Source organism: Streptomyces sp. NPDC014907 (assembly GCF_055562975.1).
Genome location: NZ_JBVHEG010000002.1, coordinates 615,220 through 640,096, shown reverse-complemented (window position 1 = coordinate 640,096; position 24,877 = coordinate 615,220). Strand labels below are relative to the sequence as shown.

Annotated in this window: 24 protein-coding genes; 15 read left to right on the top strand and 9 right to left on the bottom strand. The window is 74.7% G+C overall.

The window, feature by feature from the left end:
- Positions 1-384: 384 nt before the first annotated feature.
- Complete coding sequence (locus ACZ3IL_RS08250; RefSeq protein WP_467387832.1) at positions 385-597, bottom strand: DUF397 domain-containing protein; 213 nt, start codon at positions 595-597, stop codon at positions 385-387.
- Positions 590-1,384, bottom strand: a complete 795-nt coding sequence (locus ACZ3IL_RS08245; protein WP_467387830.1) for a helix-turn-helix domain-containing protein — start codon at positions 1,382-1,384, stop codon at positions 590-592. Before ACZ3IL_RS08245 ends, ACZ3IL_RS08250 begins: the two co-directional genes overlap by 8 nt.
- 160 nt (positions 1,385-1,544) lie before the next feature.
- Here ACZ3IL_RS08245 and ACZ3IL_RS08240 point away from each other — a divergent pair, with 160 nt between their 5' ends.
- Both ACZ3IL_RS08240 and ACZ3IL_RS08235 read left to right on the top strand, forming a co-directional pair.
- Positions 1,545-1,868, top strand: coding sequence for a hypothetical protein (locus tag ACZ3IL_RS08240; RefSeq protein ID WP_467387828.1), 324 nt, complete (start codon positions 1,545-1,547; stop codon positions 1,866-1,868).
- Positions 1,865-2,179 carry a hypothetical protein gene (locus ACZ3IL_RS08235; protein ID WP_467387826.1) on the top strand — a complete coding sequence of 105 codons (315 nt, stop codon included), beginning with the start codon at positions 1,865-1,867 and terminating at the stop codon, positions 2,177-2,179. The genes ACZ3IL_RS08240 and ACZ3IL_RS08235 overlap by 4 nt, the downstream gene beginning before the upstream one ends.
- A 16-nt stretch (positions 2,180-2,195) precedes the next feature.
- Here the strand turns inward: ACZ3IL_RS08235 and ACZ3IL_RS08230 are convergent, their stop codons facing one another.
- Complete coding sequence (locus tag ACZ3IL_RS08230) at positions 2,196-3,701, bottom strand: PucR family transcriptional regulator ligand-binding domain-containing protein (RefSeq protein WP_467387824.1); 1,506 nt, start codon at positions 3,699-3,701, stop codon at positions 2,196-2,198.
- Positions 3,702-3,831: 130 nt separating this feature from the next.
- Between ACZ3IL_RS08230 and speB the strand changes: the two genes are divergently transcribed.
- From speB to ACZ3IL_RS08210, 4 genes are all read left to right on the top strand, one after another.
- Positions 3,832-4,809: an agmatinase gene (gene speB / locus ACZ3IL_RS08225; RefSeq protein WP_467387822.1), complete on the top strand. Its 978-nt coding sequence runs from the start codon at positions 3,832-3,834 to the stop codon at positions 4,807-4,809.
- A gap of 201 nt (positions 4,810-5,010) precedes the next feature.
- Entirely contained in the window at positions 5,011-6,693 is a 1,683-nt protein-coding gene (locus tag ACZ3IL_RS08220) for a thiamine pyrophosphate-binding protein (RefSeq protein WP_467387820.1), read from the top strand.
- A gap of 72 nt (positions 6,694-6,765) precedes the next feature.
- Positions 6,766-6,975 carry a type II toxin-antitoxin system VapB family antitoxin gene (locus ACZ3IL_RS08215; protein WP_467387818.1) on the top strand — a complete coding sequence of 70 codons (210 nt, stop codon included), beginning with the start codon at positions 6,766-6,768 and terminating at the stop codon, positions 6,973-6,975.
- Positions 6,972-7,394: a PIN domain-containing protein gene (locus tag ACZ3IL_RS08210; RefSeq protein WP_467387816.1), complete on the top strand. Its 423-nt coding sequence runs from the start codon at positions 6,972-6,974 to the stop codon at positions 7,392-7,394. The genes ACZ3IL_RS08215 and ACZ3IL_RS08210 overlap by 4 nt, the downstream gene beginning before the upstream one ends.
- 47 nt (positions 7,395-7,441) lie before the next feature.
- Here ACZ3IL_RS08210 and ACZ3IL_RS08205 read toward each other — a convergent pair whose 3' ends face one another.
- Positions 7,442-7,813 (bottom strand): hypothetical protein, encoded by a 372-nt coding sequence (locus ACZ3IL_RS08205; RefSeq protein ID WP_467387814.1) that lies wholly within the window; start codon positions 7,811-7,813, stop codon positions 7,442-7,444.
- 212 nt (positions 7,814-8,025) lie between these two features.
- Between ACZ3IL_RS08205 and ACZ3IL_RS08200 the strand changes: the two genes are divergently transcribed.
- The 3 genes from ACZ3IL_RS08200 (at position 8,026) to ACZ3IL_RS08190 (ending at position 14,024) form a co-directional block, all read left to right on the top strand.
- Positions 8,026-11,799 carry an ABC transporter ATP-binding protein gene (locus tag ACZ3IL_RS08200; protein WP_467387811.1) on the top strand — a complete coding sequence of 1,258 codons (3,774 nt, stop codon included), beginning with the start codon at positions 8,026-8,028 and terminating at the stop codon, positions 11,797-11,799.
- Positions 11,800-12,056: 257 nt separating this feature from the next.
- Complete coding sequence (locus ACZ3IL_RS08195) at positions 12,057-12,467, top strand: hypothetical protein (protein ID WP_467388216.1); 411 nt, start codon at positions 12,057-12,059, stop codon at positions 12,465-12,467.
- Positions 12,468-12,566: 99 nt separating this feature from the next.
- On the top strand, positions 12,567-14,024 hold the full coding sequence (locus ACZ3IL_RS08190; protein ID WP_467387809.1) for an aminopeptidase: 1,458 nt from the start codon (positions 12,567-12,569) through the stop codon (positions 14,022-14,024).
- 60 nt (positions 14,025-14,084) lie between these two features.
- On the opposite strand, the gene ACZ3IL_RS08185 is transcribed toward ACZ3IL_RS08190, so the two are convergent.
- Positions 14,085-15,911, bottom strand: a complete 1,827-nt coding sequence (locus ACZ3IL_RS08185; protein ID WP_467387807.1) for a glycoside hydrolase family 3 protein — start codon at positions 15,909-15,911, stop codon at positions 14,085-14,087.
- A gap of 187 nt (positions 15,912-16,098) precedes the next feature.
- Complete coding sequence (locus ACZ3IL_RS08180) at positions 16,099-17,013, bottom strand: LysR family transcriptional regulator (protein ID WP_467388214.1); 915 nt, start codon at positions 17,011-17,013, stop codon at positions 16,099-16,101.
- A gap of 102 nt (positions 17,014-17,115) precedes the next feature.
- Between ACZ3IL_RS08180 and ACZ3IL_RS08175 the strand changes: the two genes are divergently transcribed.
- Complete coding sequence (locus ACZ3IL_RS08175) at positions 17,116-18,075, top strand: EamA family transporter (RefSeq protein WP_467387805.1); 960 nt, start codon at positions 17,116-17,118, stop codon at positions 18,073-18,075.
- A gap of 95 nt (positions 18,076-18,170) precedes the next feature.
- Here ACZ3IL_RS08175 and ACZ3IL_RS08170 read toward each other — a convergent pair whose 3' ends face one another.
- On the bottom strand, positions 18,171-18,362 hold the full coding sequence (locus ACZ3IL_RS08170) for a hypothetical protein (protein ID WP_467387803.1): 192 nt from the start codon (positions 18,360-18,362) through the stop codon (positions 18,171-18,173).
- Between the two features lie 18 nt (positions 18,363-18,380).
- Between ACZ3IL_RS08170 and ACZ3IL_RS08165 the strand changes: the two genes are divergently transcribed.
- Complete coding sequence (locus ACZ3IL_RS08165) at positions 18,381-18,920, top strand: LppU/SCO3897 family protein (protein WP_467387801.1); 540 nt, start codon at positions 18,381-18,383, stop codon at positions 18,918-18,920.
- A 28-nt stretch (positions 18,921-18,948) separates the two neighbouring features.
- A complete protein-coding gene (locus tag ACZ3IL_RS08160) occupies positions 18,949-19,530 on the top strand; it encodes an AAA family ATPase (protein ID WP_467387799.1) in 582 nt (193 codons plus the stop codon).
- Between the two features lie 256 nt (positions 19,531-19,786).
- Here ACZ3IL_RS08160 and ACZ3IL_RS08155 read toward each other — a convergent pair whose 3' ends face one another.
- Positions 19,787-20,833 carry a LacI family DNA-binding transcriptional regulator gene (locus tag ACZ3IL_RS08155; RefSeq protein WP_467387797.1) on the bottom strand — a complete coding sequence of 349 codons (1,047 nt, stop codon included), beginning with the start codon at positions 20,831-20,833 and terminating at the stop codon, positions 19,787-19,789.
- 120 nt (positions 20,834-20,953) lie between these two features.
- On the opposite strand from ACZ3IL_RS08155, the gene ACZ3IL_RS08150 reads away from it, so the two are divergent.
- The 3 genes from ACZ3IL_RS08150 to ACZ3IL_RS08140 are packed head-to-tail and all read left to right on the top strand — an operon-like array spanning position 20,954 to position 24,053.
- A complete protein-coding gene (locus tag ACZ3IL_RS08150; protein ID WP_467387795.1) occupies positions 20,954-22,105 on the top strand; it encodes a Gfo/Idh/MocA family protein in 1,152 nt (383 codons plus the stop codon).
- Between the two features lie 26 nt (positions 22,106-22,131).
- Positions 22,132-23,253, top strand: a complete 1,122-nt coding sequence (locus ACZ3IL_RS08145; RefSeq protein WP_467388212.1) for a dihydrodipicolinate synthase family protein — start codon at positions 22,132-22,134, stop codon at positions 23,251-23,253.
- On the top strand, positions 23,250-24,053 hold the full coding sequence (locus tag ACZ3IL_RS08140; protein ID WP_467387793.1) for a sugar phosphate isomerase/epimerase family protein: 804 nt from the start codon (positions 23,250-23,252) through the stop codon (positions 24,051-24,053). The genes ACZ3IL_RS08145 and ACZ3IL_RS08140 overlap by 4 nt, the downstream gene beginning before the upstream one ends.
- 188 nt (positions 24,054-24,241) lie before the next feature.
- On the opposite strand, the gene ACZ3IL_RS08135 is transcribed toward ACZ3IL_RS08140, so the two are convergent.
- Positions 24,242-24,748, bottom strand: a complete 507-nt coding sequence (locus ACZ3IL_RS08135; RefSeq protein WP_467387791.1) for a DUF937 domain-containing protein — start codon at positions 24,746-24,748, stop codon at positions 24,242-24,244.
- Positions 24,749-24,877: the final 129 nt, after the last annotated feature.

Sequence of the window (24,877 nt, the reverse complement as noted above, 5' to 3'; positions counted from 1 at the left end):
GGGGGCGGGGGGGGGGGGCGGGGGCGGGGGGGGGGCCCCGCGCGGGGGGGGGGGGGGGGGGCGGCGGCGCGCCGCCCCCCCCCCCCCCGCCGGCGTTCACGGCGCACCGGCTGCCGGGCGCCCGGGCGGGCCGTGCCGACGAACCGAGGATGAGGGCGGGGCGGGGCGGTTGTACCCGCTGACCGCCGCCTCGCGGGGAGAGAACAAGGACTTGATGAAGTCCTGCCCGGTCATGGCGTTCGGAGCCGTTCCCGCCTTGCCGGAGCGACAGCCGAGGGCGCGTACGCCACGTCCGGCCTGCGGAACTGCACCACGCGAAGGGGACCGTGAGGAACAGCCTCACGCGTTCGGAGGAGAGCTGACGGAGTTCGGGTCTCCGGACAGTCAGTCGTCCGTCTTCACCGCCGTCACGAACGACGACCAGGCGCCGGGGGGGAAGAGGAGCGCGGGGCCGTGGGGGGTCTTGGAGTCACGGACCGGGACACCGGACGGGTGGCCGTCCAGGACCTCGACGCAACTTCCGGACTCGTTCCCGCTGTACGACGACTTGCGCCAGCCGCTCACCAGGGAGGCATCGGAGATCGTGGGCTTACTCATGGTCTTCGTGTTCCTTCGCGATCGCCCGCATGAGGGTCAGTGACTCTTGTGAGGGCAGTGCGTCGCCCAGCGCCAGATCGTAAACACTTTGCAGGCGATGGACCACGGATGGGGAGTCGTGCAGCTTGCCGAACGAAACGCCCTCGCTGTAGGCGGCTGGTGGCTGGTCCTCGAACCACATCAGCGTCAACATGCCCTGCATGAGCGGATGGACGCCGAGGCTCACGGGGAGGATGTGCACGCGTACGCGCCTGCTCTCCACCAACTGGATGATGTGCGCGATCTGCTCGGCCATGACCTCCCGGCCGCCGACCGGGCGTCGTAGGACCATTTCGTCCAGCAGGGCCCACACTACGGGCGTCACTGGATCTGCCAGGATCTTGGACCGCTCGATCCGTGTGACGACGTGCCTGTCACGTTCTTCGTCACTCCTGGGGGGAAAGGTCGTGCCCAGAACCGCAGACGCATACCTCTTCGTCTGGAGGATGCCGGGCACAAAAGTGCAACCGAACTCCCTGATCATGGTTGCCTGTTGTTCGAGCTGGCGTGCGGGCTCGAAGTAGTCGGCGATCGTGTCGTCTTCTTGCGGCAAGAAGCTCTGCAGAACATCGCCCGTGCCCAGCGCCCCGTCCAGTCTCCGCGCGTCCTCCCGGGACGGTGTCCGGCGGCCCGCCTCGATGTGGGCGATGTGCGAACGGGTCATGATCGCGGTGTCGGCCAGCTCTTGCTGGGTGAGTCCGGCGGCCTCGCGTCGCGCCTTCAGCCACTCCCCGTAGACGTTGCTCATCCTCGACTCCTCCGTGACAAAAGGCCCGTCACCTCGAACCCCCTGTTCAGGGTAGCCGCGACGGTCTCAGACTGTGAGGGAATCGCTACGGAGCGAAGTCCCCCGTGGTCGTCGTGAACGGCCCGGGGGCGTGGACCTCACCCCTGCGGGAGTCGAAGACGTGTTGCCCTGTATCGCCCGGACGCTGACCTCGCTGCTGCGGCTCCCGTGGCCCCCGCCGCCCGTGCGCCACCGCCCGCCGTGCGCCCGTGCCGCCCCCGTGGCCGCACCCGTGCCCGACCTGCCCGGGACCGCCCCCGCCCGTGCCCCCGAGCCGTGCTTCCGGGGAGAGGACAGTCCCCTCGTCCGGCCGTACTTCGTCGCCCACGAGAGCCGTCGGGCCGAGGCGCGGCGGCAGCGGGGTCGCCGTCGTGCGCTCCGGTTCGCCGTGCACGGCATCGACCTCGGCCCCCGTGTCCTCCACGGACGGGAGGTCGCGGCGTGAACCCGCACACCACGGACGGCGCCCGCCTGCTCCCCTGGACCGGCACCGGCGGCAAACCCTGCTATCTCGTCGGCGACGGCGAGGGATACGTCTCCCGCGTCGCCGACGACGTCGAGAGCGTGCAGCTCGGCATGGCCGCCGATCTCCTCGGCCACGTCGAGGACCTGCTGGGCGATCGTTCGGTCACTCCCGAGCAACTCCGCTACGTCGTCGCCCGCCTGGCGGAGTCCCTGCGCGAGGTGCACCGGGTCGCGCGGAGCCGGGGCGCGCGCCTCGTGGCGGCGTCCGTCCGGGCCGGTCATCCCGGGTAGCGGGAGCCGGGCCGGGTCACGGGGTCCCGAGCGCGAACCACAGTTCCGTCCGCACGTCCGGGTCGTCCAGGTCCCGGTCGAGGAGCGCCGCGCAGCGGGCGATCCGCTGGCGGACGGTGTTGCGGTGGACGCCGAGGGCCACCGCCGTCCGGTCCCAGCCGCCGTGGAGGGAGAGCCAGACGTGCAGGGTCTCCCGGAGCGGTTCGTTCAGGGGCGCGAGGAGCGTCCGGGCGTGGACGGCGGCCTCGTCCGGGTCCACCAGGGACGCGAGACCGCCCGGACGGTGCCGCACGAGCGCCGACCGGGTCGCCTCCGCCCGGCGCAGGGCGCGGGCCGCCTGCCGGTCGGCGGCCGGGAGGTCCCCGGCGGCGGCCGGGGCGGAAACGCCGAGAAACCAGCCGGGCCGGGCGGTGACGGCGGAGGACGCGGGCAGAAGGAGACGTACGGAGGCGGGGGCCGCCCCGGAGACACGGGCCGCTCCTGCCTCCCCAAGGGCCTCCCCGGGCTCCTCTCCCGGGACTGGGGACGGCCCCGTCTCCACCAGCGCCGTCCCCAGCGACGCCGCCAGGTCCGCCGCCGCGAACGGGGTGCCGTCGCCGCCCCGCGCGTGCACCACCGTCCACGGCCCCGGGCCCAGGGCGGCCGCCGCCTCCGCCGGGGAGGCCCCCAGGAGCAGCCGGACCAGGGCCCCGTCCCGCGCCGCCGCGTCCGCGCCCCGGTGCGGGGCCGTCAGGAGGGAGAGCAGGACCGCCGCGACGCCCGCGACCGTGTGGTCCCCGGGGCCGAGCCGTTCCGTCGCCACGCCGAGCGCCGGGCTGTCCCCGCCGCCCAGCGCGTAGGCGGTGAGCCGCAGCCCCTCCTCCTCCCCGCTCGCCGAGGCCGGCCCGCCCGGCCCGCCGGAGACCACTCCCGCCAGCTCCGCGAGCCTCCCCGCAGCCTCCGCCGGAACCTCCCGGCCGGCCGCCGCCGTCACCGTCCCGTCCGCCCCGAACAGCACCGCCCGTCCGCCCAGCCGCGAGGCCAGCGCGCCGAGGACCGCCGGGACCGGGGCCGGCCGGGCCGCCGCCGTCGCCAGGGACTGCTGCGCCTCCGTCACCCGGCGCAGCTCGCGCAGCCGGGCCTCCGACATCAGCCGCCACACCGCCCGCGCCACCGCCGCGAACGGGGTGCGCGGCGGCACTTCGAGCAGGGGGAGCCCCGCGCGGGCGCAGGCGCCGACCAGTCCCGCCGGGACCGTGTCGTACACCGGCGTCACCCCGAAGGCGAGCGCCGCCGCCCCCGCCTCCGCCACCCGCTCCACGTACCGCGCCGGATCGGCGAGCTGCACGCCCGCCGTCATCAGGAGCTCGCCGCCGAGCAGGTACGGATAGGGGTCGGCCATCTCCGAGGTGTGCACCCAGTGCAGCGGGACGTCCCCGGGGCCGGCGAGCAGGCGCAGGCCCAGGTCCCGGCGGGCGAGCAGCGCGGCGAGCGGGACCGGGGGAGCGGGCGGGGCGTCGGGGTCGACGGGACGGGTGCTCATGGACCCTTCGTACACCAGACGCTCGTACAGTGGAGGAAACGCACACTTCTGTGCGGCTTTCCCGGCGCCTACCGTCGTGGTGTCCGGTGCGCCGGAGGAACCAGCCGGAGAACCCCCAGAGGAGCCGACCATGAGCAGCAGCGACCAGAACGCCTTCCGCGGCCCGATCGACTCGTCCCGCGTCCCGCGGTACGCCGGTCCCGCGACGTTCGCCCGGCTGCCGCGCCTGGACGAGGTCGGCACCGCCGACGTCGCCGTGGTCGGCGTCCCCTTCGACAGCGGCGTCTCCTACCGGCCCGGCGCCCGCTTCGGCGGCAACGCCATCCGCGAGGCGTCCCGTCTGCTCCGCCCCTACAACCCGGCGCAGGACGCCTCCCCGTTCGCCCTCGCGCAGGTCGCGGACGCCGGCGACATCGCCGCCAACCCCTTCCACATCAACGAGGCCGTCGAGACCGTCGAGGCCGCCGCCGACGAGATCCTCGGCACCGGCGCCCGCATGATGACCCTCGGCGGCGACCACACCATCGCCCTCCCGCTGCTCCGCTCGGTCGCCAAGAAGCACGGCCCGGTCGCCCTGCTCCACTTCGACGCGCACCTCGACACCTGGGACACGTACTTCGGCGCCGAGTACACCCACGGCACCCCGTTCCGCCGGGCCGTCGAGGAGGGCATCCTCGACACCGAGGCGCTGTCGCACGTCGGCACGCGCGGCCCGCTGTACGGCAAGCAGGACCTCACCGACGACGAGAAGATGGGCTTCGGCATCGTCACCTCCGCCGACGTCTACCGGCGCGGCGCCGACGAGGTCGCGGACCAGCTCCGCCAGCGCATCGGGAACCGCCCGCTGTACATCTCCATCGACATCGACTGCCTCGACCCGGCCCACGCGCCCGGCACCGGCACCCCCGAGGCCGGCGGCATGACCTCCCGCGAACTCCTGGAGATCCTGCGCGGCCTGTCCTCCTGCAACCTGGTCTCCGCCGACGTCGTCGAGGTCGCCCCCGCCTACGACCACGCCGAGATCACCGCCGTCGCCGCCTCCCACACGGCGTACGAGCTGACCACGATCATGGCCCGGCAGATCGCGGCGGGCCGCGCGGCGAAGTAACCGGCGGACGCGCGGGGCGGGGCGCGGCAGCCGGCGGACGCGCGGAGCGGGTTCCCGGGACGCCCGGCGGCGCGGGGACCGGCCCCGTCCCACGCGGCCCGACCCCGCCGCCGCTCCCGTACCGCGCGACACTGGTGACCGCCGGGTGCCGCAGCCCCCGGCCGCATCCGACCCGCCCGCCACCGCCCCGAGGGACCCGCCATGACCCACGACCACGACCCGGTCCCGCGCCCCACGCCCGCCCAGACCGAGGCGGCCCTGAACCCGCCCCCGGGACGGACCGGCGGCGACCTGGTGGTCGAGACCCTCGCCGGGCTCGGCGCGGCCACCGTCTTCGGCCTGCCGGGACAGCACGCGCTCGCCGTGTTCGACGCGCTGCGCCGCTCCTCCCTGCGGTACGTCGGCCTGCGCGCCGAGAACAACGCGGGCTTCGCCGCCGACGCGTACGGCCGGATCACCGGCGAGGCGGCCCCGCTGCTGCTCTCCACCGGGCCCGGCGCCCTCATGTCGCTCCCCGCGCTCCAGGAGGCGGCCGCCGCCTCCGCCCCCGTGGTCGCGATCGGCAGCCAGGTCCCGGCGGCCGGGATCGGCGGCGGCCGGCACGGCCACCTCCACGAGCTGCGCGACCAGCGGGCCTCCTTCCGGGACGTCGTGAAGTCCGTCCACACGGCCCGCACGCAGTCCCAGATCCCCTCCGCGGTCGCCGCCGCCTGGAAGTCGGCGCTCACCGCCCCCCACGGACCCGTCTGGGTGGAGATCCCGCAGGACGTGCTCGCGGCGGAGACGACGCTGCCGGTGGTCACCGCGATGGACGCGACCCCCGAGGACGTCGTCCCGCGCCCCGAGCTGACGGCCCTGGCGGCCCACCTGCTCACGGGCGCCGAACGCCCCGTGATCGTCGCGGGCGGCGGGGTCGTCCGCTCCGACGCGTCGGGGAAGCTGCGGGCCCTGGCCGAACGGCTCGACGCGCCCGTGGTCACCACCTTCGGCGGCAAGGGCGCCTTCCCCTGGACGCACCCGCTGTCCCTCCAGTCCTGGCTGGAGGACCGGCACACCACCGACTTCCTGGAGGACGCCGACGTGCTCCTCGTGGTCGGCTCGGGGCTCGGGGAACTGTCCTCGAACTACCACACCTTCGCCCCGCGCGGCCGGGTGATCCAGATCGAGGCGGACGCCGGGAAACTGGAGTCCAACCACCCGGCGCTCGGCATCCACGCCGACGCGCGGCTCGCGCTCCAGGCCCTCCTGGAGACGGTCGGGGAGCGCACCGACCCGGCCGCCCCCGAACGGGTCGCGGCCGTCCTCGGCAAGGTGCGGGACCGGCTCGCCGCGCAGGACCTCGACCTGGAGCGGCGGGTCGTCGCCGCCGTGCGCGAGGCGCTCCCGGCCCGGTCCCCGAGCTTCTGGGACATGACGATCCTCGCCTACTGGGCGTGGTCGGCCTTCGACGCCCGGCACCCCAACACCATGCACTCCGCCCAGGGCGCCGGCGGCCTCGGCTACGCCTTCCCCGCCGCCCTCGGCGCGGCCGTCGCGGACCCCTCCCGGCCGGTCCTGGCGGTCTCCGGCGACGGCGGCGCGATGTACTCGCTCGCGGAGCTGGCGACGGCGAAGCAGCACGGGCTCGACGTGACGTGGCTGATCGTGGACGACGGGGGCTACGGCATCCTGCGCGCGTACATGAACGACGCGTACGGCGAGGCGACGGGCACCGAGCTGACCCGCCCGGACTTCGTCGCCCTCGCGGAGTCCTTCGGCGTCCCCGGCGTCCTCGCCACCCCCGGCACCCTGGCGGCCGACCTCGCGGAGGCCCTCGCCACGCCGGGCCCCTCGGTGGTCGTCCTCCCGGCCCTCCTGCGGATGTTCGAGCCGACGCACCTGTGAGTGAACGGCGTTTGCCGCGCCGTTTCCATGGTGCATATCCTCCTTGTATCGCCAGCATAGGGAGGATGTGTCATGTCGAATCTTTACGTCGAGGTCGACGACGAGGCCCTGGCCGAGGCCGCCGAAATACTCGGCACGAAGACGAAGAAGGACACGGTCAACGCGGCCCTGCTGGAGGTCGCGCGGCGGCACAAGCGGCTGCGGGCCCTCGAGCAGCTGACGGCGATGGCGGATCGCGGGGACTTCGACATCCTCATGGACAAGAAGAACTACCGCCGGTGAGCCCGGTCACCCATCTCGTGGACACGTCCGCCGCCGTCAGAATCCTGGCCAGGAAGCACGTCCAGGAGGAGTGGGTCAAGCACCTGACGGAAGGCACCGTCGGCCTCTGCGACCTCACCGAGCTGGAGATCCTCCACTCGGCCCGGTCCGCCAACGACCGGCTCGCGAAGGAAGACCTCCTCGCCCAGCTCTTCAACTGGACCCCCGTCCCCGACGGCGTCTACACCCGTGCCCGCCGCGTCCAGCAGATGCTGACCAACCGGGGCGAGCACCGCAGCGCCGGCCCGGTCGACCTCCTCGTGGCCGCCACCGCCGAACTGACCGGCCTCACGCTCCTCCACTACGACAAGGACTTCGAGACCGTCGCCCGCGTCACGGGCCAGCCGACCCAGTGGGTCGCCCCACCGGGGACGGCCTGATCCGGACGGCCTGATCCGGGCGGCCCGCCGCCCGCCGCGACGCGCCCTCAGAGCACCAGCGCGCCCCACTTCTCGCGGTACAGGCCGAGCTGGTGCGCGTACCCCTGGTGGAACTCGGCGACCTCCCGCTGCTTCAGGCCGTCGCGGGACATCCGCTCCGGGGCCACCAGCCTGGCCACGTCCCCGAAGACCACCGCGGCGGCCTCGGCATGGGGGCCGCCCCTCTCCCGGGCGAGGAGGAGATGCCGCCCCGCTTTTTGCAGGAGGAGCTCGAAGTTGTTCCTGGGGGTGTTCGTCGTCTTCTTCAGCTCCGGGGGCAGGCCCAGGGCCGTCCGCCCCTCCCCCAGCCCCTCCAGGACCCGGAGCGCCGCGTGCAGCCGCCCCCATCCGTACGGCCTGCCGTCCTCGACCCGTCCCACGTGCTCCCCTCCGGTCCGTCCGCGAGGCCGCCGGTCGGCGGCTCCGGGCCTCCCTACCCATCCCGCGCCGCCGCCACCCGTCCGTCCGGAGGGACCGGGACCGGAGACCGAGTCCTCCTCCGACTTCCGTCCCGGCTTCGTGACGGCGGGATGAAATCGCACGTCGGCCGCGTTGGGCCTTCCGGCAGAACAGGACGAACGGGAGGCACCACGTGGCGGCGGTCGGCGAGAAACAACAGGGCTGGGCCCGGCGGCTCGCGGGCTACGCCTGGCGGTACAGGACGAACGTGATCCTCGCGCTCGGGTCGTCTCTCCTCGGCATGGCCGTGCTCGCCCTCGTGCCGCTCGTCACCAAGGTGATCATCGACGACGTCATCGGGACGAGGACCCGGTCCCTCACCACCTGGACCGGGCTCCTGATCGGCGCCGCCGTCCTCGTCTACCTCCTCACCTACGTCCGCCGCTACTACGGCGGACGGCTCGCCCTCGACGTCCAGCACGACCTGCGCACCGACATGTACGCCACCATCACCCGGCTCGACGGGCGGCGGCAGGACGAACTGTCCACCGGGCAGGTCGTCGGGCGGGCCACCAGCGACCTCCAGCTCATCCAGGGCCTCCTCTTCATGCTCCCGATGACCGTCGGGAACGTGCTGCTCTTCCTCATCTCGCTGGCCGTCATGGCCTGGCTGTCGGTCCCGCTCACCCTCGTCGCGCTCGCCGTCGCCCCCGCGCTCTGGTACATCGCCAAGCGCAGCCGTGCCCGCCTCCACCCCGCCACCTGGCACGCGCAGCAGCAGGCCGGCGCCGTCGCCGGCGTCGTCGACGGGGCCGTGACCGGCGTCCGCGTCGTCAAGGGCTTCGGCCAGGAGGAGCAGGAGACCGGCAAGATCCGGGAGGCAGGGCGGAAACTGTTCGCCGGCCGGCTGCGGACGATCCGGCTGAACGCGCGGTACACCCCGGCCCTCCAGGCCGTGCCCGCCCTCGGCCAGGTCGCCGTCCTCGCCCTCGGCGGCTGGCTCGCCTACCGCGGCGAGATCACCCTCGGCACCTTCGTCGCCTTCTCCGCCTACCTGGCCTCCCTCGTCGGCCCGGTCCGCATGCTCGCCATGGTCCTCACCGTCGGCCAGCAGGCCCGCGCCGGCGTGGACCGGGTCCTCGACCTCATCGACACCGAGCCGGTCATCCGGGACGGCACCGAGGAGCTGCCGGCCGACGCCCCCGCCACCGTCGCGTTCGACGACGTGTCCTTCGCGTACGAGGGCGGCACCCCCGTCCTCGACGGCTTCTCCCTGGAGATCCGCTCCGGCGAGACCGTCGCCGTCGTCGGCGCCTCCGGCTCCGGCAAGTCCACCCTCTCGCTCCTCCTGCCCCGCTTCTACGACGTCTCCCGGGGCGCCGTCCTCGTCGGCGGCCACGACGTCCGCGACCTCACCCTGGAGTCCCTGCGCGCCGCCGTCGGACTCGTCCCCGAGGACTCCTTCCTCTTCTCCGACACCGTCCGCGCCAACATCGCGTACGGATTCCCGGAGGCCACCCAGGAGCAGGTCGAGGCCGCCGCCCGCGCCGCCCGCGCCGACCGGTTCATCGCCGAGCTGCCCCAGGGGTACGACACCAAGGTCGGCGAGCACGGCCTCACCCTCTCCGGCGGCCAGCGCCAGCGCGTCGCCCTCGCCCGCGCGATCCTCACCGACCCCCGGCTGCTCCTCCTCGACGACGCCACCTCGGCCGTCGACGCCAAGGTCGAGCACGAGATCCACGAGGCCCTGAAGTCGGTGATGGCGGGCCGCACCACCCTGCTGATCGCGCACCGCCGCTCCACCCTCCACCTCGCGGACCGCATCGCCGTCCTCGACGGCGGGCGCCTCGCGGACATCGGCACCCAGGCCGAGCTGGAGGAGCGCTCCCCGCTCTTCCGCCGCCTGCTCACCGACCCCGAGGAGCTGGGCGCCGCCTCGCCCGGCCACCCCGCGCCGACCGGGCCCGCCGAGGACGACCACGCGCTGCGGGACGAGCTGGACGCCGAGTTCGACGCCGAGCGGGGCATCACCCCCGCCCTGTGGGAGCGGGACGGGGCCGCGGACCGGGAGAGCGCCCCGCCCGGGGCCACCCCCGAACTGCTCGCCGCCGTCGAGGCCCTGCCGCCCGCCACCGACACCCCGGACGTGGACGAGGCGCGGGCCGTGGCCCCCGAGGACTCGTACGGACTGCGCCGGCTGCTCCGGGGCTTCGGGCTCCCGCTGCTCGTCAGCCTCGGCCTGGTCGCCCTCGACGCCGGTGCGGGACTGCTGCTGCCCGTCCTCATCCGGCACGGCATCGACGAGGGCGTGAACCGGCTCGCGATCGGCGCCGTCTGGGCGGCGTCCGCGCTCGCCCTGGTCACCGTGCTCGTGCAGTGGGCCGCGCAGACCGCCGAGATCCGGATGACCGGCCGCACCGGCGAGCGGGTGCTCTACGCGCTGCGCCTGAAGCTCTTCGCCCAGCTCCAGCGGCTCGGCCTGGACTACTACGAGCGCGAGCTCACCGGCCGGATCATGACCCGGATGACGACGGACGTGGACGCCCTGTCCACCTTCCTCCAGACGGGCCTGGTCACCGCCTTCGTCTCCGTCGTGACCTTCTTCGGGATCATGGTCGCGCTGCTCGTGCTCGACCTCCAGCTCGCCCTGGTCGTCTTCGCGACCCTGCCGGTCCTCGCCGTCGCCACGTACTTCTTCCGCCGCTCCAGCGTGAAGGCGTACGAGCTGGCGCGCGAGCGGATCAGCGTCGTCAACGGCGACCTCCAGGAATCGGTCTCCGGGCTCCGGATCGTGCAGGCGTTCCGCCGCGAACGGTCGGGCGCGGCCCGCTTCGCCGGACGCAGCGACTCCTACCGCGAGGCCCGCGTCCGGGGCCAGTGGCTCATCTCGGTCTACTTCCCGTTCGTGACGCTGCTGTCCTCGGTCGCCGCCGCCGCCGTCATGATCGTCGGCGCGCACCGGATCGAGGCGGGCACGCTCACCACCGGCGCGCTCGTCGCCTACCTCCTCTACATCGACCTGTTCTTCGCCCCCGTGCAGCAGCTCTCGCAGGTCTTCGACGGCTACCAGCAGGCCACCGTCTCGCTCGGCCGGATGCGGGAACTCCTCCAGGAGCCGACCTCGACGGCCGCCGCCGACGCGCCCCTGGAGGTGCCGCCGCTGCGCGGCGAGATCGCCTTCGAGGACGTCTCCTTCGCGTACGGGGGAGAGGACGGGACCGCGAAGAAGGAGACCGCCCTCACCGGCGTCGACCTCCGCGTCCCCGCCGGGCAGACCGTCGCCTTCGTCGGCGAGACCGGCGCCGGGAAGTCCACCCTGGTCAAGCTGGTCGCGCGGTTCTACGACCCGACGGCCGGCCGGGTCACCGTCGACGGCACCGACCTGCGGGACCTCGACCTCACCGGGTACCGGCACCGGCTCGGCGTCGTCCCCCAGGAGGCGTACCTCTTCGCCGGGACGGTCCGCGACGCCATCGCCTACGGGCGTCCCGGGGCGACCGACGCCGAGGTGGAGGCGGCGGCCCGCGCGGTCGGCGCGCACGACATGATCGCCACGCTGGACGGCGGCTACCTCCACGAGGTGGCCGAGCGCGGCCGGAACCTCTCCGCCGGGCAGCGCCAGCTCATCGCCCTCGCCCGCGCCGAACTGGTCGATCCGGACATCCTGCTCCTGGACGAGGCCACGGCGGCCCTGGACCTGGCGACCGAGGCCCAGGTCAACCGGGCCACCGACCGGCTCGCGGGCCGCCGGGCCTCCGGTTCCGCGCCGGGCGGGGGGCCGCGCACGACCCTCGTCGTCGCCCACCGCCTGACCACGGCGGCCCGCGCGGACCGGGTGGTCGTCATGGACCACGGCCGGGTCGTGGAGGACGGCACCCACGGCGAACTCCTCGCCCGGGGCGGGCGGTACGCGGAACTCTGGAGCACCTTCGCCGGGGAGGCGGAGCCGGAGCGGGTCCGGGCCTGACGGCGGGCGGGTCCGGGGCCGACGGCGGGCGGGCCGGGGTCCGACGGTGGACGGGGCCGGCCCCGACGGCGGGCGGATCGGGGCCCGACTACGGGCGGGCCGAGGACCCACGACGGACGGATCGGGGCCCGACGGCGGGCGGGCCCGCCCGGTCCCGGGGCCGGGCGGCAGGCCCCGGGGCAACCGTCCGGGTCCCCGGCGCGTCGTAGATCCGTACGCCTGTACGGCGTTTCACACGGGAGGGGACCCGCATGGCCATGGACGACGCGACCGCACCGACCGGTCGGCGGGGGCCCGCCAGGGCCCTCGTGACCCTCCTCGCGGCGCTCGCGCTCCTCCTGCTCCCCCTGCCCTGGACCGGCTCCGGCACCGCCGGGGCCGTCCCCGTCTGCCAGGGGCGGCCCAGCCGGACGGTCGCCTTCCCCACGGGGGAGCTGCGCCTCTACCGGACCCGGCAGTACGTGTGCGCCGTCACCGTCGCCCGGCGCCCCGGGGCCCGGGTGCCGATGGCCGTCTCGCTCCAGCCGCGCGGCGGGCGCCCCGCCGTCCGGAGCGGCCGGTTCGACCGGCAGGCCGGTCCCGTCACCGTCCACGCCCTGCACCGCTGCGTCCGGGCGTCGGGTTCGGTGGCCGGGAAGGGGACGTCCACCGGGTGGATTCTGTGCTGATGTGCGGGAACGTCCCGCCGTAAGGACCAACTGGGGCTGGCGGTCCCCACGTTGCCCCCGCTAGGTTCACGTCACCGTTGTGAACCAAGGGGAGGGTGCATGCGCAAGTCGCTCAGGTTGCTGCTGTCGCTTTCGGTGCTCATAGGCACCGTGGGCTCGGCCGGCGTGGCCACCGCCGCGGACACGGACACCGACAGCACGTCCGTCGCCGGCTCGCAGAACAAGGACACCGCCGAGGACATCAAGGACCGCATCCTGGCGATCCCCGGGATGACCCTGATCGAGGAGAAGCCGTACGCCGGGTACCGCTTCTTCGTCCTGAACTACGAACAGCCGGTCGATCACGCGCGCCCGTGGGCGGGCACGTTCCAGCAGCGGATCTCGGTCCTCCACAAGGACACGGACCGCCCCACCGTCTTCCGCACCAGCGGCTACGGGCTGAGCACCACGCCGAGCCGGTCCGAGCCGACGCGGATCGTCGACGGCAACCAGATCTCCATGGAGTACCGCTTCTTCACCCCGTCCCGGCCGCAGCCGGCCGACTGGTCGAAGCTGACCATCTGGCAGGCCGCCAGCGACCAGCACCGGATCTTCACCGCCCTGAAGAAGATCTACGGCAAGAAGTGGCTCTCCACCGGCGCCTCCAAGGGCGGCATGACCGCCACCTACTACGAGCGCTTCTACCCGCGCGACATGGACGGCGTCGTCGCCTACGTCGCCCCGAACGACGTGGTGGAGAAGGAGGACTCGGCCTACGACCGGTTCTTCGCGAACGTCGGCACCAAGGAGTGCCGCGACCGCCTGAACGCCCTGCAGCGCGAGGCCCTCGTCCGCCGCGCCCCGCTGCAGAAGAAGTACAAGGAGTGGGCCGAGACCGAGGGCGCCACCTTCAACACGGTCGGCACCCTCGACAAGGCGTACGAGGCCGTCGTCCTCGACTTCGTCTGGGGCTTCTGGCAGTACTACGGCGAGGACGTCTGCGACCAGATCCCGGACGCGAGGACCGCGAGCGACGACGCCGTCTACGACACGATCGACGCCTACTCCGGCTGGGCGGCCTACACCGACCAGGGCCTGGAGGGCTACACGCCGTACTACTACCAGGCGGCGACCCAGCTCGGCTCGCCCAGCATCCGGCAGCCGCACCTCGACGGCCTCAGCCGCTACGGCTACCAGCCGGCCCGCAACTTCGTGCCGCGCGAGATCCCGATGAAGTTCCAGCCGCAGGCCATGCGGGACGTCGACAACTGGGTCCGCAACAACGCGCACCAGATGCTGTTCGTCTACGGCGGCAACGACCCGTGGGGCTCCGAGCCGTTCCACCTCGGCAAGGGCGCGCGCGACAGCTACGTCTACACCGCGCCGGGCGCCAACCACGGCGCGAACGTGGCCGGGCTCGTCGACGCCGAGCGCGAGAACGCCACCGCCCGCATCCTGGCCTGGGCCGGCGTCCCCGCCCCGGCCGTCCGGGCGGCGCAGCCGCTGGCGCGCTTCGACGCCCGTCTCGACAGGGCGGTCGACGAGGAGGCGACGCGGGAGCACGGCCTGAGGCCCTGATCCCCACCGGTACGGAGTGAGGGGGTGCGCCCGGCCCGGGCGCACCCCCTCACCCGTCCGTCAGCGGTACGAGAGGCCGTGGCCGACCGGGTACAGCGTCCGGTCCGGGTCGTCCGCGCTCCGCACCGGCACCGGGAGCCGGCCCCGGGGCTCCGCCCGCCCGGCCAGGACCCGCGCGGCGGCCCGGAGTTCGACGTCGGTCCAGGAGTACGTGGCGAGGGCCGCCCGCTGGCCCGTCAGGCGGGCGACGTCGTACGGGTTGCGGATCGCGATCGTCACCACGGGCACCCCGGTCGCCGCCAGCCGTGCCACCAGGGTGCGCTGGCCGCTGGTCGCGGTGACGTTGTACGTGCCGACGACCACCACGTCCCGGCCGGCCGCGGCGGCCACGGCCTCCTCGATGCGCGCGGCCGTCGGCGCGGTCCCGGTGGAGAGCGCGGTCGCGTCGAAGCCCAGCTCGCGCAGGGCCGTCGCCAGGGTGGTGGTGGGCGGCCCGGTGGTGCCGGAGGGCGAGGCGGGGTCGGCGCCGACGACCAGGACCGAGCCGTGGCGGGAGGGCCGGAGGGGCAGGAGGCCGCCCTCGTTGAGGAGCAGGGTCGTGGTCGTCTCGGCGATCCGGTCGGCCCGTGCCCGGTGGGAACGGGTGCCGACGGCCCGGTCGACGCCCTCCGGGGACACGTACGCCTGCCGGAACAGGCCCAGCCTCTCCTTCAGGCGCAGGATGCGCAGAATCGATTCGTCGAGCCGGGCCTCCGTCAGCTCGCCGTCCCGCACGGCCTTCAGGACCGCGTTCAGGGCCACGTCGAGCCTCGGCGGGTTGAGGAGCTGGTCCACCCCGGCCCGCAGGGCGAGCACCGGGACCCGCTCGTCGCCGTACTTGGTGCGCACGCCCTCCATGCCGAGCGCGTCGGTCACCACCACGCCGTCGTAGCCCAGCCGCTCGCGCAGGATGCCGGTCAGGACGGGCCGGGACAGGGTCGCCGGGTCCTCGCGGGGATCGAGGGCGGGGACCACGATGTGGGCGGTCATGATCGCGTCGACGCCGGCCGCGATCGCGGCCCGGAACGGCGGGGCGTCCAGCTCCTCCCACTGCTCCCGGGTGTGGGTGATGGTCGGCAGCCCGTAGTGGCTGTCCACGGCGGTGTCGCCGTGGCCCGGGAAGTGCTTGGCCGTGGCCGCGACCCCGGCGCTCCGGTACCCCCCGACCTGGGCGGCGACGAGACCGGAGACCGCGCCGGGGTCGGAGCCGAAGGAACGGACGCCGATGACCGGGTTGGCCGGGTTGACGTTCACGTCGGCGTCCGGGGCGTAGTTCTGGCGGATGCCGAGGGCGGCGAGTTCGGTGCCCGCGATCCGGGCCGCCTCGCGGGCGCGGGCGCGCGACCCGCCGGCGCCGAGGGCCATCGCGCCGGGCAGCAGGGTGGCCGGCTCGCCCACCCGGCAGACGATGCCGTGCTCCTGGTCGGTTGAGATGAGCACCGGCACGGGGTTGCGCCGGGCGAGGGCGGCCCGCTGGATGCCGTTGGACAGCTCGGCGATCTGGTGCGGGTCGCGGGTGTTGTGGGCCCAGGAGAAGTAGATGATCCCGCCGACGTGGTAGCGCTCGACCAGCTCGGCGGCCGTACGGACCCCGATCTCGGCGAGGTTGGCGTCGACGTCGGCCTGGTCGGGGTCGGTCGCGGAGTGCCCGTACACCCGCATCACGAAGAGCTGGCCGGCCTTCTCCTCCAGCGACATCCGGTCGATGATCCGCCGGAGCCGGCGGTCGTCCGTCTCCGCGTGGGCCGCGGGGACGGTGGCGCCGGTGACGGCAGCCGCGGCGGCTGCGGCGGTCACCGTGAGGAGGGTGCGTCGGGAGGGGGAGGGTGCGGGGGCGCGGTGGTGCACTGGTGCTCCTTCCGGCCGTGCGAGGTTGAAGGAAACTTCCAAGGAGTCACGGATAGCCCGAAAGTAACTGCCAGGTCAAGGACCCGCGCAGGAATCGCCCGCGCGCACCTCACCCGGCGGACGCCCGGCCCGCGCGGAGGGCACCCGGCGCGGGCCGGACTCACCCGGCGGAAGAGGCGATCACGACTCACCCGGCGGAGGAGGCGATCACGGGCCAGAGCTCCCGGAGCGTGCGGACCGTCTCCCGGATCGCCGGGCGCCGCGCCGCGCCCGTCCGCCACACGGCGTGCAGCCGGCGCGTCGGCACCGGGTCGAGCCGCACCGGCACCACCTCCGGCGGCAGCGCCCCCCGGCCCAGACGGGGGACCAGGGCGATGCCCAGACCGGCCGCCACCAGGGCCACCTGTGTGTGGTTCTCCTCCGCCCGATGGACGATCAGCGGCTCGTACCCCGTCGCCCGCAGCGTCCGCACCAGCCAGTCGTGGCAGACCGTCCCCGGCGGCTGCGAGATCCACCGCTCCGCCGCCAGCTCCTCCCGGCGCACCGACTCCCGCACCGCCAGCCGATGGTCCCGGTGGACGAGGACGTCGCACGGGTCGTCGCCGATGACGGCCTGCTCGACCCCCGGGGGCGCCGGGAGCGGCGCGATGTCCCAGTCGTGCGCCACCGCCAGGTCGATCGCGCCCCGCGCCACCAGGTCGACCGAGAGGTGCGGTTCCACCTCCGACAGGCGGGCGTCCAGCCCGGGGTGGCGCCGGGCCAGTTCGGCGAGCGCCCGGGGCATCAGGCCGCGCGCCGCGCTCGCGAAGCAGCCGATCGAGAGCCGCCCGGACGGCTGCCCGCGCCGTTCTTCGAGCCGTACCTCCGCCTCCTCGACGAGGGCGAGCAACTGACGTGCGGTGGAAGCCAGTTGATGGGCCTCGTCGGTGAGCCGGACGCCGCGCCCGCTGCGTTCGAGCAGGGTCGTGCGGGTCTCCCGTTCCAGCTTCGCGATCTGCTGCGAGACCGCGGACGGGGTGTAGCCGAGGGCGGTCGCGGCGGCGCCGACGCTGCCGTGGACGGCGACGGCGTGCAGGGCGCGAAGGCGGCCGAGGTCCAGCACGGGCATCTCCCGGGTGGAGGAGGATGATGAAGGAACGCTTCATCCCACCATGAAGGAACCCGTGCTGGTGCTGCACGGTCGGCGGCGGCCATGCTCGACCGCATGCACCCCGCACGTACCGCTCCGGCCGGTTCCGGCCCGGGCCGCCTCGCCCCCGCCCACCTCGCCCTCGCCGCCCTGGTCGCCGCCGTCTGGGGCGTCAACTTCGTCGTCATCGAGATCGGCCTCGACCACTTCCCGCCGCTGCTCTTCTCCGCCCTCCGCTTCCTCGTCGCCGCCCTGCCGGCGGTCTTCCTCGTCGGCCGCCCGAAGGTCGCCTGGAAGTGGATCGTGGGCGTCGGACTCGTCCTGGGCGTCGCCAAGTTCGGGCTGCTCTTCACCGGCATGGACCTCGGCGCCCCGGCCGGGCTCTCCTCCCTCGTCCTCCAGGTCCAGGCCGTCTTCACCGCCCTCTTCGCCTTCGCCGCCCTCGGCGAACGCCCGGGACGGCTCCAGGTCGCCGGGATGGCGGTCGCCCTCGCCGGCATCGGCGTCGCCGCCGTCGACGAGGGCGCGGCGGGCTCCGCGACCGGCTTCGCCCTGGTGATCGCCGCGGCGGCCTGCTGGGGCGTCTCCAACGTCCTGACCCGCAGGGCCGCCCCGCCCGACGCGCTCAACTTCATGGTCTGGGTCAGCACGGTGCCGGTCCTGCCGCTGCTGCTCCTCTCCCTCCTCCTGGAGGGTCCCGAGCGGGACCTCGAAGCCCTGCGGGCCCTGGACCCGGCCGGCGTGGGCGTCGTCGTCTACGTCGCCTGGATCACGACCGTCTTCGGCTTCGGCGCCTGGGGCTGGCTCCTCCGCCGCCACCCGGCCTCCTCCGTCGCCCCCTTCTCCCTCCTCGTCCCCGTCTTCGGCATGTCGTCGGCGGCGCTGTTCCTGGGGGAGGGCGTGAGCCCGCTCCGCTGGTGCGCGGCCGTGCTGCTCGTGGGAGGGGTGGCGCTGACGTCCGTACGGGGGAGGGCCGTTCGCGAGCCGGAGGTTAAGGTGCCGGTGCCGATGTCGAACGGGGGAGCGAGACCATGACCCATCCGCAGCCACAGCCGTACGGGCAGCCACAGCCGTACGGACAGCCGCAGCCGCAGCCGCAGTCACAGCCGTACGGGCAGCCGCAGCCGCAGTCACAGCCGTACGGGCAGCCACATCCCCAGTCGTACGGGCAGCCGCACCCGCAGCCGTACGGGCAGGGGCAGCCGCAGGGAGGGCCGGGGAACCCGTACGGGCAGCCGTATCCGCCCCACGGCGCGGCCGCCCCGCAGGGATGCGAGGTGTGCGGTGCGGGGCCCGCGGCGGCGGCGACCGTCCGCGCGCACCAGGGCATGATCCTCCTCATGCGCACGGTCACCCGGCGCGGCGTCTTCTGCCGCACCTGCGGCCTCGCCGTCTACCGGCGGATGACCTCGAACACCCTGGTGACCGGCTGGTGGGGCCTCCTGTCGTTCTTCTTCACGCCGTTCGTCGTCCTCGGGAACGTCTTCGGCGCCCGCGCCGCGTTCCGGCGCCTGCCCGAACCGCACGGCGCCTGGGGACCGCCCCTCGACCCGGGCCGGAGGGTGCTGCTCCGCGCGCCCGCCCTGCTGGTGCTCGTCCCGCTCGCGCTCCTCGCGGCCGCCGTCCCGGTGCTCTTCCTCATCGGACTGCTCGTGGGCTCCGAGGGCGACGGCGACGGGCCGGGGCTCTCCGTCGGCGACTGCGTGGAGAACACGGTCGACTGGCCCGACCAGGCGCTCCGGAAGGTGGACTGCGGTTCGGCGTCCGCCGAGTACCGCGTCGAGGACGGACCCTCCTGCGGACCGGGGGACTACCTCCTGCGCCCCGAGTACGTGACCGGCTCCCCGGGGAGGCCGGGCCACTGCGTCAAGCCCCTGTGACCGTGCCCCGCCGGGAGGGGCACCCCGCATGACCTTCGAGAACGTCACCGTCGACAGCGCGGCGCCCGCCCCCGGCGCCGTCCTGCTGTCCGGCATCCCCGGGAGCGGGAAGACCACCGTCGCGGCGGCCCTGGCGGCCCGTTTCGCCCGCGCCGCGCACATCGAGGTGGACCGTCTCCAGGAGCTGATCGTCCGGGGCTGCCACTGGCCGGTCCCGGACGGCGACCCGGAGGCGGACCGCCAGATCCTGCTGCGCGCCCGCCACGCCTGTCTGCTCGCGGGCAGCTTCGCCTCGGCGGGCTTCCTGCCGGTCCTCGACGACGTGGTCGTGCGCCGTTCCCACCTGGACTTCTACCGTGCCCACGCCGGGGCGCTCCCGCTCCACGCGGTGATCCTGGCCCCGGGCCCGGACAAGGCCTGGGAACGCAACAACGCCCGCCACAAGAAGCTCACGACGAACTGGGCCTTCCTGGACGGGGCCATGCGCGCCGAACTCGCCGGCGAGGGCGTCTGGATCGACAACGCGGACCGGACGGTCGAGGAGACGGTCGACGCGGTCCTCGCGGCGACGGGCCTGATGCCGGACGGACGCCCCGGCCCGGACGCGTAGCCCACGGCCCGGGGCCGTACGCTCCGGGTCGGTACCTTCCGGGGCCGTACGCTCCGGGTCCGTGTCCTCCAGGGCCGTACGCTCCGGGTCCGTGCCCTCCGGCGCGCCCGGTTCCGACCGGTGGACCGGCCCCGCCGTCCCCGGCCGCGCCCTCCCGGCCCCGGCCCCACCGCCCCCGGCCCCGCCGGAACCGGGGCGCCCTCCCGGCTGAGCCGTCCCCGGCCCCACCGGAACCGAGCCGTCCCCGGCCGCCCGTTCAGCCGCGCGGGCGGGCCGTCGAGCCCCGCACCACCAGTTCCCCCGGGACGGTCTCCCCGCCCCCCGCCGGCGGCTCCTCCGCGCCCACCGCCAGACGGCCCGCGCGGGCGCCCGCCTCGTGCAGGGGCAGCCGTACGGTCGTCAGGGCCGGGACGGCGTCCACCGCGCAGGGGAGGTCGTCGAAGCCCGCGACCGACACGTCGCCGGGGACGGACAGGCCCCGCTCCCGCAGGGCCGCGCAGACGCCGAGCGCCACCGTGTCGTTGGCCGCGACGACGGCCGTGAGGTCCGGGTCGCGGGCGAGGAGCCCGGCGACCGCCTCGTGGCCGGAGCGGCGGTCGTACGGCCCGTGGACCGTCGGCCCCCCGGCGATCCCGGCCGCCGCGAGCGCCTCCCGGTGGCCCTCCAGGCGGTGCCGGGTGGTGGTGCGGTCGGCCGGGCCCGCCACGTAGCCGATCCGCCGGTGGCCGAGCCCGATCAGGTGCTCGGTGAGCCGCCGCGCCCCGGCCCGGTTGCCGAAGACGAGCGCCGCCGCGCTGGCGTCGCCCTGCACCGGGGGCCGCCCGCACAGCACGACCCGCGTCCCGGCCTCCGCCAGCTTCGCCAGCTTTCCGGCCGTCGCCGCGAGGTGGCCGGGGTCCTCCAGGGAGCCGCCCATGAGGATCACGGCCGCGGCCCGCTGCCGCTGGAGCAGGGTGAGGTAGGTCAGCTCGCGCTCGGGGGAGCCGCCGGTGTTGCAGACGACGGCGAGCTTCTCGCCCCCGCCGCGCCCGGTGGAGCCCTCCCCGATCGCGCCCTGCGCCGCACTGGCCATGATCCCGAAGAACGGGTCGGCGATGTCGTTGACGAGCACGCCGACCAGGTCGGAGGTGGCGGCGGCGAGGGAGCTGGCGGGGCCGTTGAGGACGTAGTCCAGCTCGTCCACGGCCCGCAGCACCCGCTCGCGGGTCGAGGCGGCGACCGGGTAGTTGCCGTTGAGGACGCGGGAGACGGTGGCGGGGGAGACCCGCGCGCGGGCGGCCACGTCCGCCAGGGTGACGGTCATCGCGTGCGTACCTCCGGGGCCCTTGTCGACGGCGATGTCGGCAGGCTAGCGTCATCGCCGACAGAAAGCGCTTTCTATCCGAGGATCGGAGGCGCGGAGCACCCCGGAGAGGAACGTTTCGTGACACGCAGGACAGTCCGCATCGCCATGAACGGCGTCACCGGGCGCATGGGCCACCGCCAGCACCTCGTGCGCTCGATCCTCGCCCTGCGCGAACAGGGCGGCCTCGACCTCGGCGGCGGGGACATCCTGTGGCCCGAACCCGTCCTCGTCGGCCGCCGGGAACACGCCCTGCGCGCCCTCGCCGAACGCCACGGCCTCACCGAGTGGTCCACCGACCTCGACGCCGTCCTCGCGGACGGGACGATCGACGTCTACTTCGACGCCCAGGTCACCTCCGCCCGCGTCGACGCGCTCACCAGGGCCGTCGCCGCCGGAAAGCACGTCTACACCGAGAAGCCCACCGCCACCGACCTCGCCGGCGCCCTCGAACTCGCCCGCCTGGCCCGGGAGAAGGGCGTCAAGCACGGCGTCGTCCAGGACAAGCTCTTCCTCCCCGGCCTGCTCAAGCTCAAGCGCCTGATCGACGGCGGGTTCTTCGGCGAGATCCTGTCCGTGCGCGGCGAGTTCGGCTACTGGGTCTTCGAGGGCGACTGGCAGGACGCCCAGCGCCCCAGCTGGAACTACCGCGCCGAGGACGGCGGCGGCATCGTCGTCGACATGTTCCCGCACTGGGAGTACGTGCTCCACGAGCTCTTCGGCCGGGTCACCTCCGTCACCGCCCACGTCACCACCCACGTCCCGCGCCGCTGGGACGAGCACGGCGAGCCCTACGAGGCCACCGCCGACGACGCCGCGTACGGCATCTTCGAGCTGGAGGGCGGCGCCGTCGCCCAGATCAACTCCTCCTGGGCCGTCCGCGTCCACCGCGACGAACTGGTGGAGTTCCAGGTGGACGGCACCCACGGCTCCGCCGTCGCCGGACTGCGCGGCTGCCGCGTCCAGCACCGCTCGGCCACCCCGAAGCCGGTCTGGAACCCCGACGTCCCCGTCACCGAACCCTTCCGCGACCAGTGGCAGGAGGTCCCCGACAACACCGGGTTCGACAACGGCTTCAAGGCCCAGTGGGAACTCTTCCTGCGCCACGTCGTGCTCGACGAGCCGTACCGCTGGGACCTCCTCGCGGGCGCCCGGGGCGTCCAGCTCGCCGAACTGGGCCTGCGCTCCGCCGCCGAGGGCCGCCGCCTGGACGTCCCGGAGGTGACCCTGTGATCCGGCTCCCCGGCCCCGGCGGCGGCATGCGGGAGTACGTGCCCCGCGCCGACCCGCTCGTGTTCGCCCCGGCCGCCCCGCCCGCCTCCCGCACGGTCTTCTCCGCCGCGCACGTCGTCGCCGACCCGTACGCCGACACCACCCCCGACGGCCCCGCCGCCGTCGACTGGGACGCCACCCTCGCCTTCCGCCGCCACCTCTGGTCCCACGGCCTCGGGGTCGCGGAGGCCATGGACACCGCCCAGCGCGGCATGGGCCTCGACTGGGCGGGCGCGGCGGAGCTGATCCGCCGGTCGGCGGCGGAGGCGCGCGACGTGGGCGGCCGCATCGCCTGCGGCGTGGGCACCGACCAGCTGACCGGCCCGGCCGGCCTCCCGGAGATCCGCGCGGCGTACGAGGAACAGCTCGCGGTCGCCGAGGAGTCGGGCGCGCAGACCATCCTCATGGCCTCCCGCGCCCTCGCCGCCGCCGCGACGGGCCCGGACGACTACCTCGACCTGTACGGGCACCTCCTCCGGCAGGCGGGCGAGCCGGTGATCCTGCACTGGCTCGGCCCGATGTTCGACCCGCCCCTGGAGGGGTACTGGGGCTCGGCCGACCTCGACGGGGCGACGGAGACCTTCCTCGACGTGATCGCGGCCCACCCCGACAAGGTCGACGGCGTCAAGGTCTCCCTCCTCGACGCCCGGCGCGAGGTCGCGCTGCGCCGCCGCCTCCCGGAGGGCGTCCGCTGCTACACGGGCGACGACTTCCACTACCCGGAGCTGATCGCGGGCGACGAACAGGGCTTCAGCCACGCCCTGCTCGGCGTCTTCGACCCGCTGGGCCCGCTGGCCGCCGAGGCGGTCCGCCTCCTCGACACCGGCGACGTGGCGGCCTTCCGCGCGACGCTCGACCCGACGGTCGCGCTCTCCCGGCACCTCTTCCGGGCCCCCACCCGCTTCTACAAGACGGGCGTGGTGTTCCTCGCCTGGCTCGCCGGCCACCAGGACCACTTCACGATGGTCGGCGGCCTGCAGTCCGCGCGCTCCCTCCCGCACCTCGCCCGCGCGTACGAACTGGCCGACGGACTCGGCCTGTTCCCGGACCCGGCGCTCGCCGAGTCCCGGATGCGCTCGCTCCTCACCGTGTACGGAGTCCCGCGATGAACCCCGACCGCTTCAGCATCAACCAGATGACGGTGAGGCAGCTCCCCCTGCCCGACCTCGTACGGGAGTGCGTCCGGCTCGGAATCCCGGGCGTCGGCCTGTGGCGCGAACCGGTCCGGGAGTACGGGGTGGAGGCGGCGGCCGGCCTCGTGCGGGACGCGGGCCTCACCGTCACCACCCTCTGCCGGGGCGGCTTCTTCACCTCGGACGGCTGGGAGGCGGACAACCGCGCGGCGGTCGACGAGGCGGTGGCGCTCGGCACCGACACCCTGGTCCTGGTCTCCGGCGGCCTCACCCCCGCCTTCCCCGACCTGCCCTCCGCCCGGGCCCGCATCACCGAGGCGATCGGCGCGCTGGCCCCGTACGCGGGAGAACGGGGCGTCCGCCTGGCGATCGAGCCCCTGCACCCGATGTACGCCTCCGACCGCTGCGCGGTCTCGACGCTGGACCAGGCCCTGGAGATCGCGGAGCGCTTCCCCGCCTCCCAGGTCGGCGTCACGGTCGACACCTACCACCTCTGGTGGGACGACCGGGCGCCGGCGGCGGTGGAACGGGCGGGCGCGGCCGGCCGCCTCCACGCCTTCCAGCTCGCGGACTGGACGACCCCGCTCCCCGCCGGGGTCCTCAACGGCCGGGGCCGGCCGGGCACGGGCGCGATCGACCTCCGGGCCTGGGCCGGCCTGATGGAGGGGGCCGGATACACGGGCCCGGTGGAGGTGGAACTCTTCAACGACGCGCTGTGGGCCCGGGACGGCGTGGAGGTCCTGGAGGAGGCCCTGGAGGACTTCCTGGCGGTGTGAGCGCCCCTCCTCCGGCCCCGGCGGGAGGGACCGCGTCTCCCGGCCCCGGCGGGACGGGCCACGCTTCCCGGCCCGGGGGCCCGCGCCGCTCGGCCCCGACGGGACGGGCCACGCCTCCCGGCCCCGGTGGCCCGCGCCTCCCGGGGCCGTCGATCCCAGCCGCCCCGGCCCCGCCCAGGGTCGGCCGTTCACCCCGACCCCGACTCCGACCCCGATCCCGCTCCTACCTTCCTCGTCCCGCCGTCCTCCAGGAGACCGGCGATCCCGTCCGGCGCGCCGCCCCTCTCCGCCGCGCGCCGGGCGAGGGCCGCGAGGACGGCGGGGACGAGGAGTTCGACCGCGCGGTGCGCCGTGGCCCGCGGGATGCCGGTGCGCCGCGCGACGGCGTCCGCCGCCGGCTTCGCCAGCCCGGAGAGCACCCCGGCCATCAGGCCGCCGCTCATCAGCGCGCCGAGCGGGGCGACGCCCCGCGGGGGCGGCCCGGACGGGGCCACCTCCCGCACGGCGGCGCGCACCTCGTCCGCGCTGCCGGGCCCGGCGGCGGCCCGCCGCAGTCCGCCGGACAGCTCCGCGACCGAACCGCCCACGACCTCCTGCGCCCCGGCGGCGTCCGTACCGAGCAGCCCGGCGATCTCGTGGAGCCGGTCGGCGCCGAGTTCGTCCAGGACGTCGTCCCGCAGAGATCCGTCGCTCATGCGGACCACGCTAGGACGGGCGCCGCGCGTCGGCACGCCGGGGGCGTGACGCGGACGCGCGGGTCCAGGTCGTTCGTACGGTCTTCCGTAGAATCGGCCGTCCGGGTCGGCAGGTCGTCTCCTGCCCTG

What these genes read in the sequence shown, in the direction of transcription:
- ACZ3IL_RS08250 (WP_467387832.1), bottom strand. Translation starts at nt 597, where the DNA reads ATGAGTAAGCCCACGATCTCCGATGCCTCCCTGGTGAGCGGCTGGCGC.
- ACZ3IL_RS08245 (WP_467387830.1), bottom strand. Translation starts at nt 1,384, where the DNA reads ATGAGCAACGTCTACGGGGAGTGGCTGAAGGCGCGACGCGAGGCCGCC.
- ACZ3IL_RS08230 (WP_467387824.1), bottom strand. Translation starts at nt 3,701, where the DNA reads ATGAGCACCCGTCCCGTCGACCCCGACGCCCCGCCCGCTCCCCCGGTC.
- speB (WP_467387822.1), top strand. Translation starts at nt 3,832, where the DNA reads ATGAGCAGCAGCGACCAGAACGCCTTCCGCGGCCCGATCGACTCGTCC.
- ACZ3IL_RS08220 (WP_467387820.1), top strand. Translation starts at nt 5,011, where the DNA reads ATGACCCACGACCACGACCCGGTCCCGCGCCCCACGCCCGCCCAGACC.
- ACZ3IL_RS08215 (WP_467387818.1), top strand. Translation starts at nt 6,766, where the DNA reads ATGTCGAATCTTTACGTCGAGGTCGACGACGAGGCCCTGGCCGAGGCC.
- ACZ3IL_RS08195 (WP_467388216.1), top strand. Translation starts at nt 12,057, where the DNA reads ATGGACGACGCGACCGCACCGACCGGTCGGCGGGGGCCCGCCAGGGCC.
- ACZ3IL_RS08190 (WP_467387809.1), top strand. Translation starts at nt 12,567, where the DNA reads ATGCGCAAGTCGCTCAGGTTGCTGCTGTCGCTTTCGGTGCTCATAGGC.
- ACZ3IL_RS08175 (WP_467387805.1), top strand. Translation starts at nt 17,116, where the DNA reads ATGCACCCCGCACGTACCGCTCCGGCCGGTTCCGGCCCGGGCCGCCTC.
- ACZ3IL_RS08165 (WP_467387801.1), top strand. Translation starts at nt 18,381, where the DNA reads ATGCGCACGGTCACCCGGCGCGGCGTCTTCTGCCGCACCTGCGGCCTC.
- ACZ3IL_RS08160 (WP_467387799.1), top strand. Translation starts at nt 18,949, where the DNA reads ATGACCTTCGAGAACGTCACCGTCGACAGCGCGGCGCCCGCCCCCGGC.
- ACZ3IL_RS08155 (WP_467387797.1), bottom strand. Translation starts at nt 20,833, where the DNA reads ATGACCGTCACCCTGGCGGACGTGGCCGCCCGCGCGCGGGTCTCCCCC.
- ACZ3IL_RS08145 (WP_467388212.1), top strand. Translation starts at nt 22,132, where the DNA reads ATGCGGGAGTACGTGCCCCGCGCCGACCCGCTCGTGTTCGCCCCGGCC.
- ACZ3IL_RS08140 (WP_467387793.1), top strand. Translation starts at nt 23,250, where the DNA reads ATGAACCCCGACCGCTTCAGCATCAACCAGATGACGGTGAGGCAGCTC.
- ACZ3IL_RS08135 (WP_467387791.1), bottom strand. Translation starts at nt 24,748, where the DNA reads ATGAGCGACGGATCTCTGCGGGACGACGTCCTGGACGAACTCGGCGCC.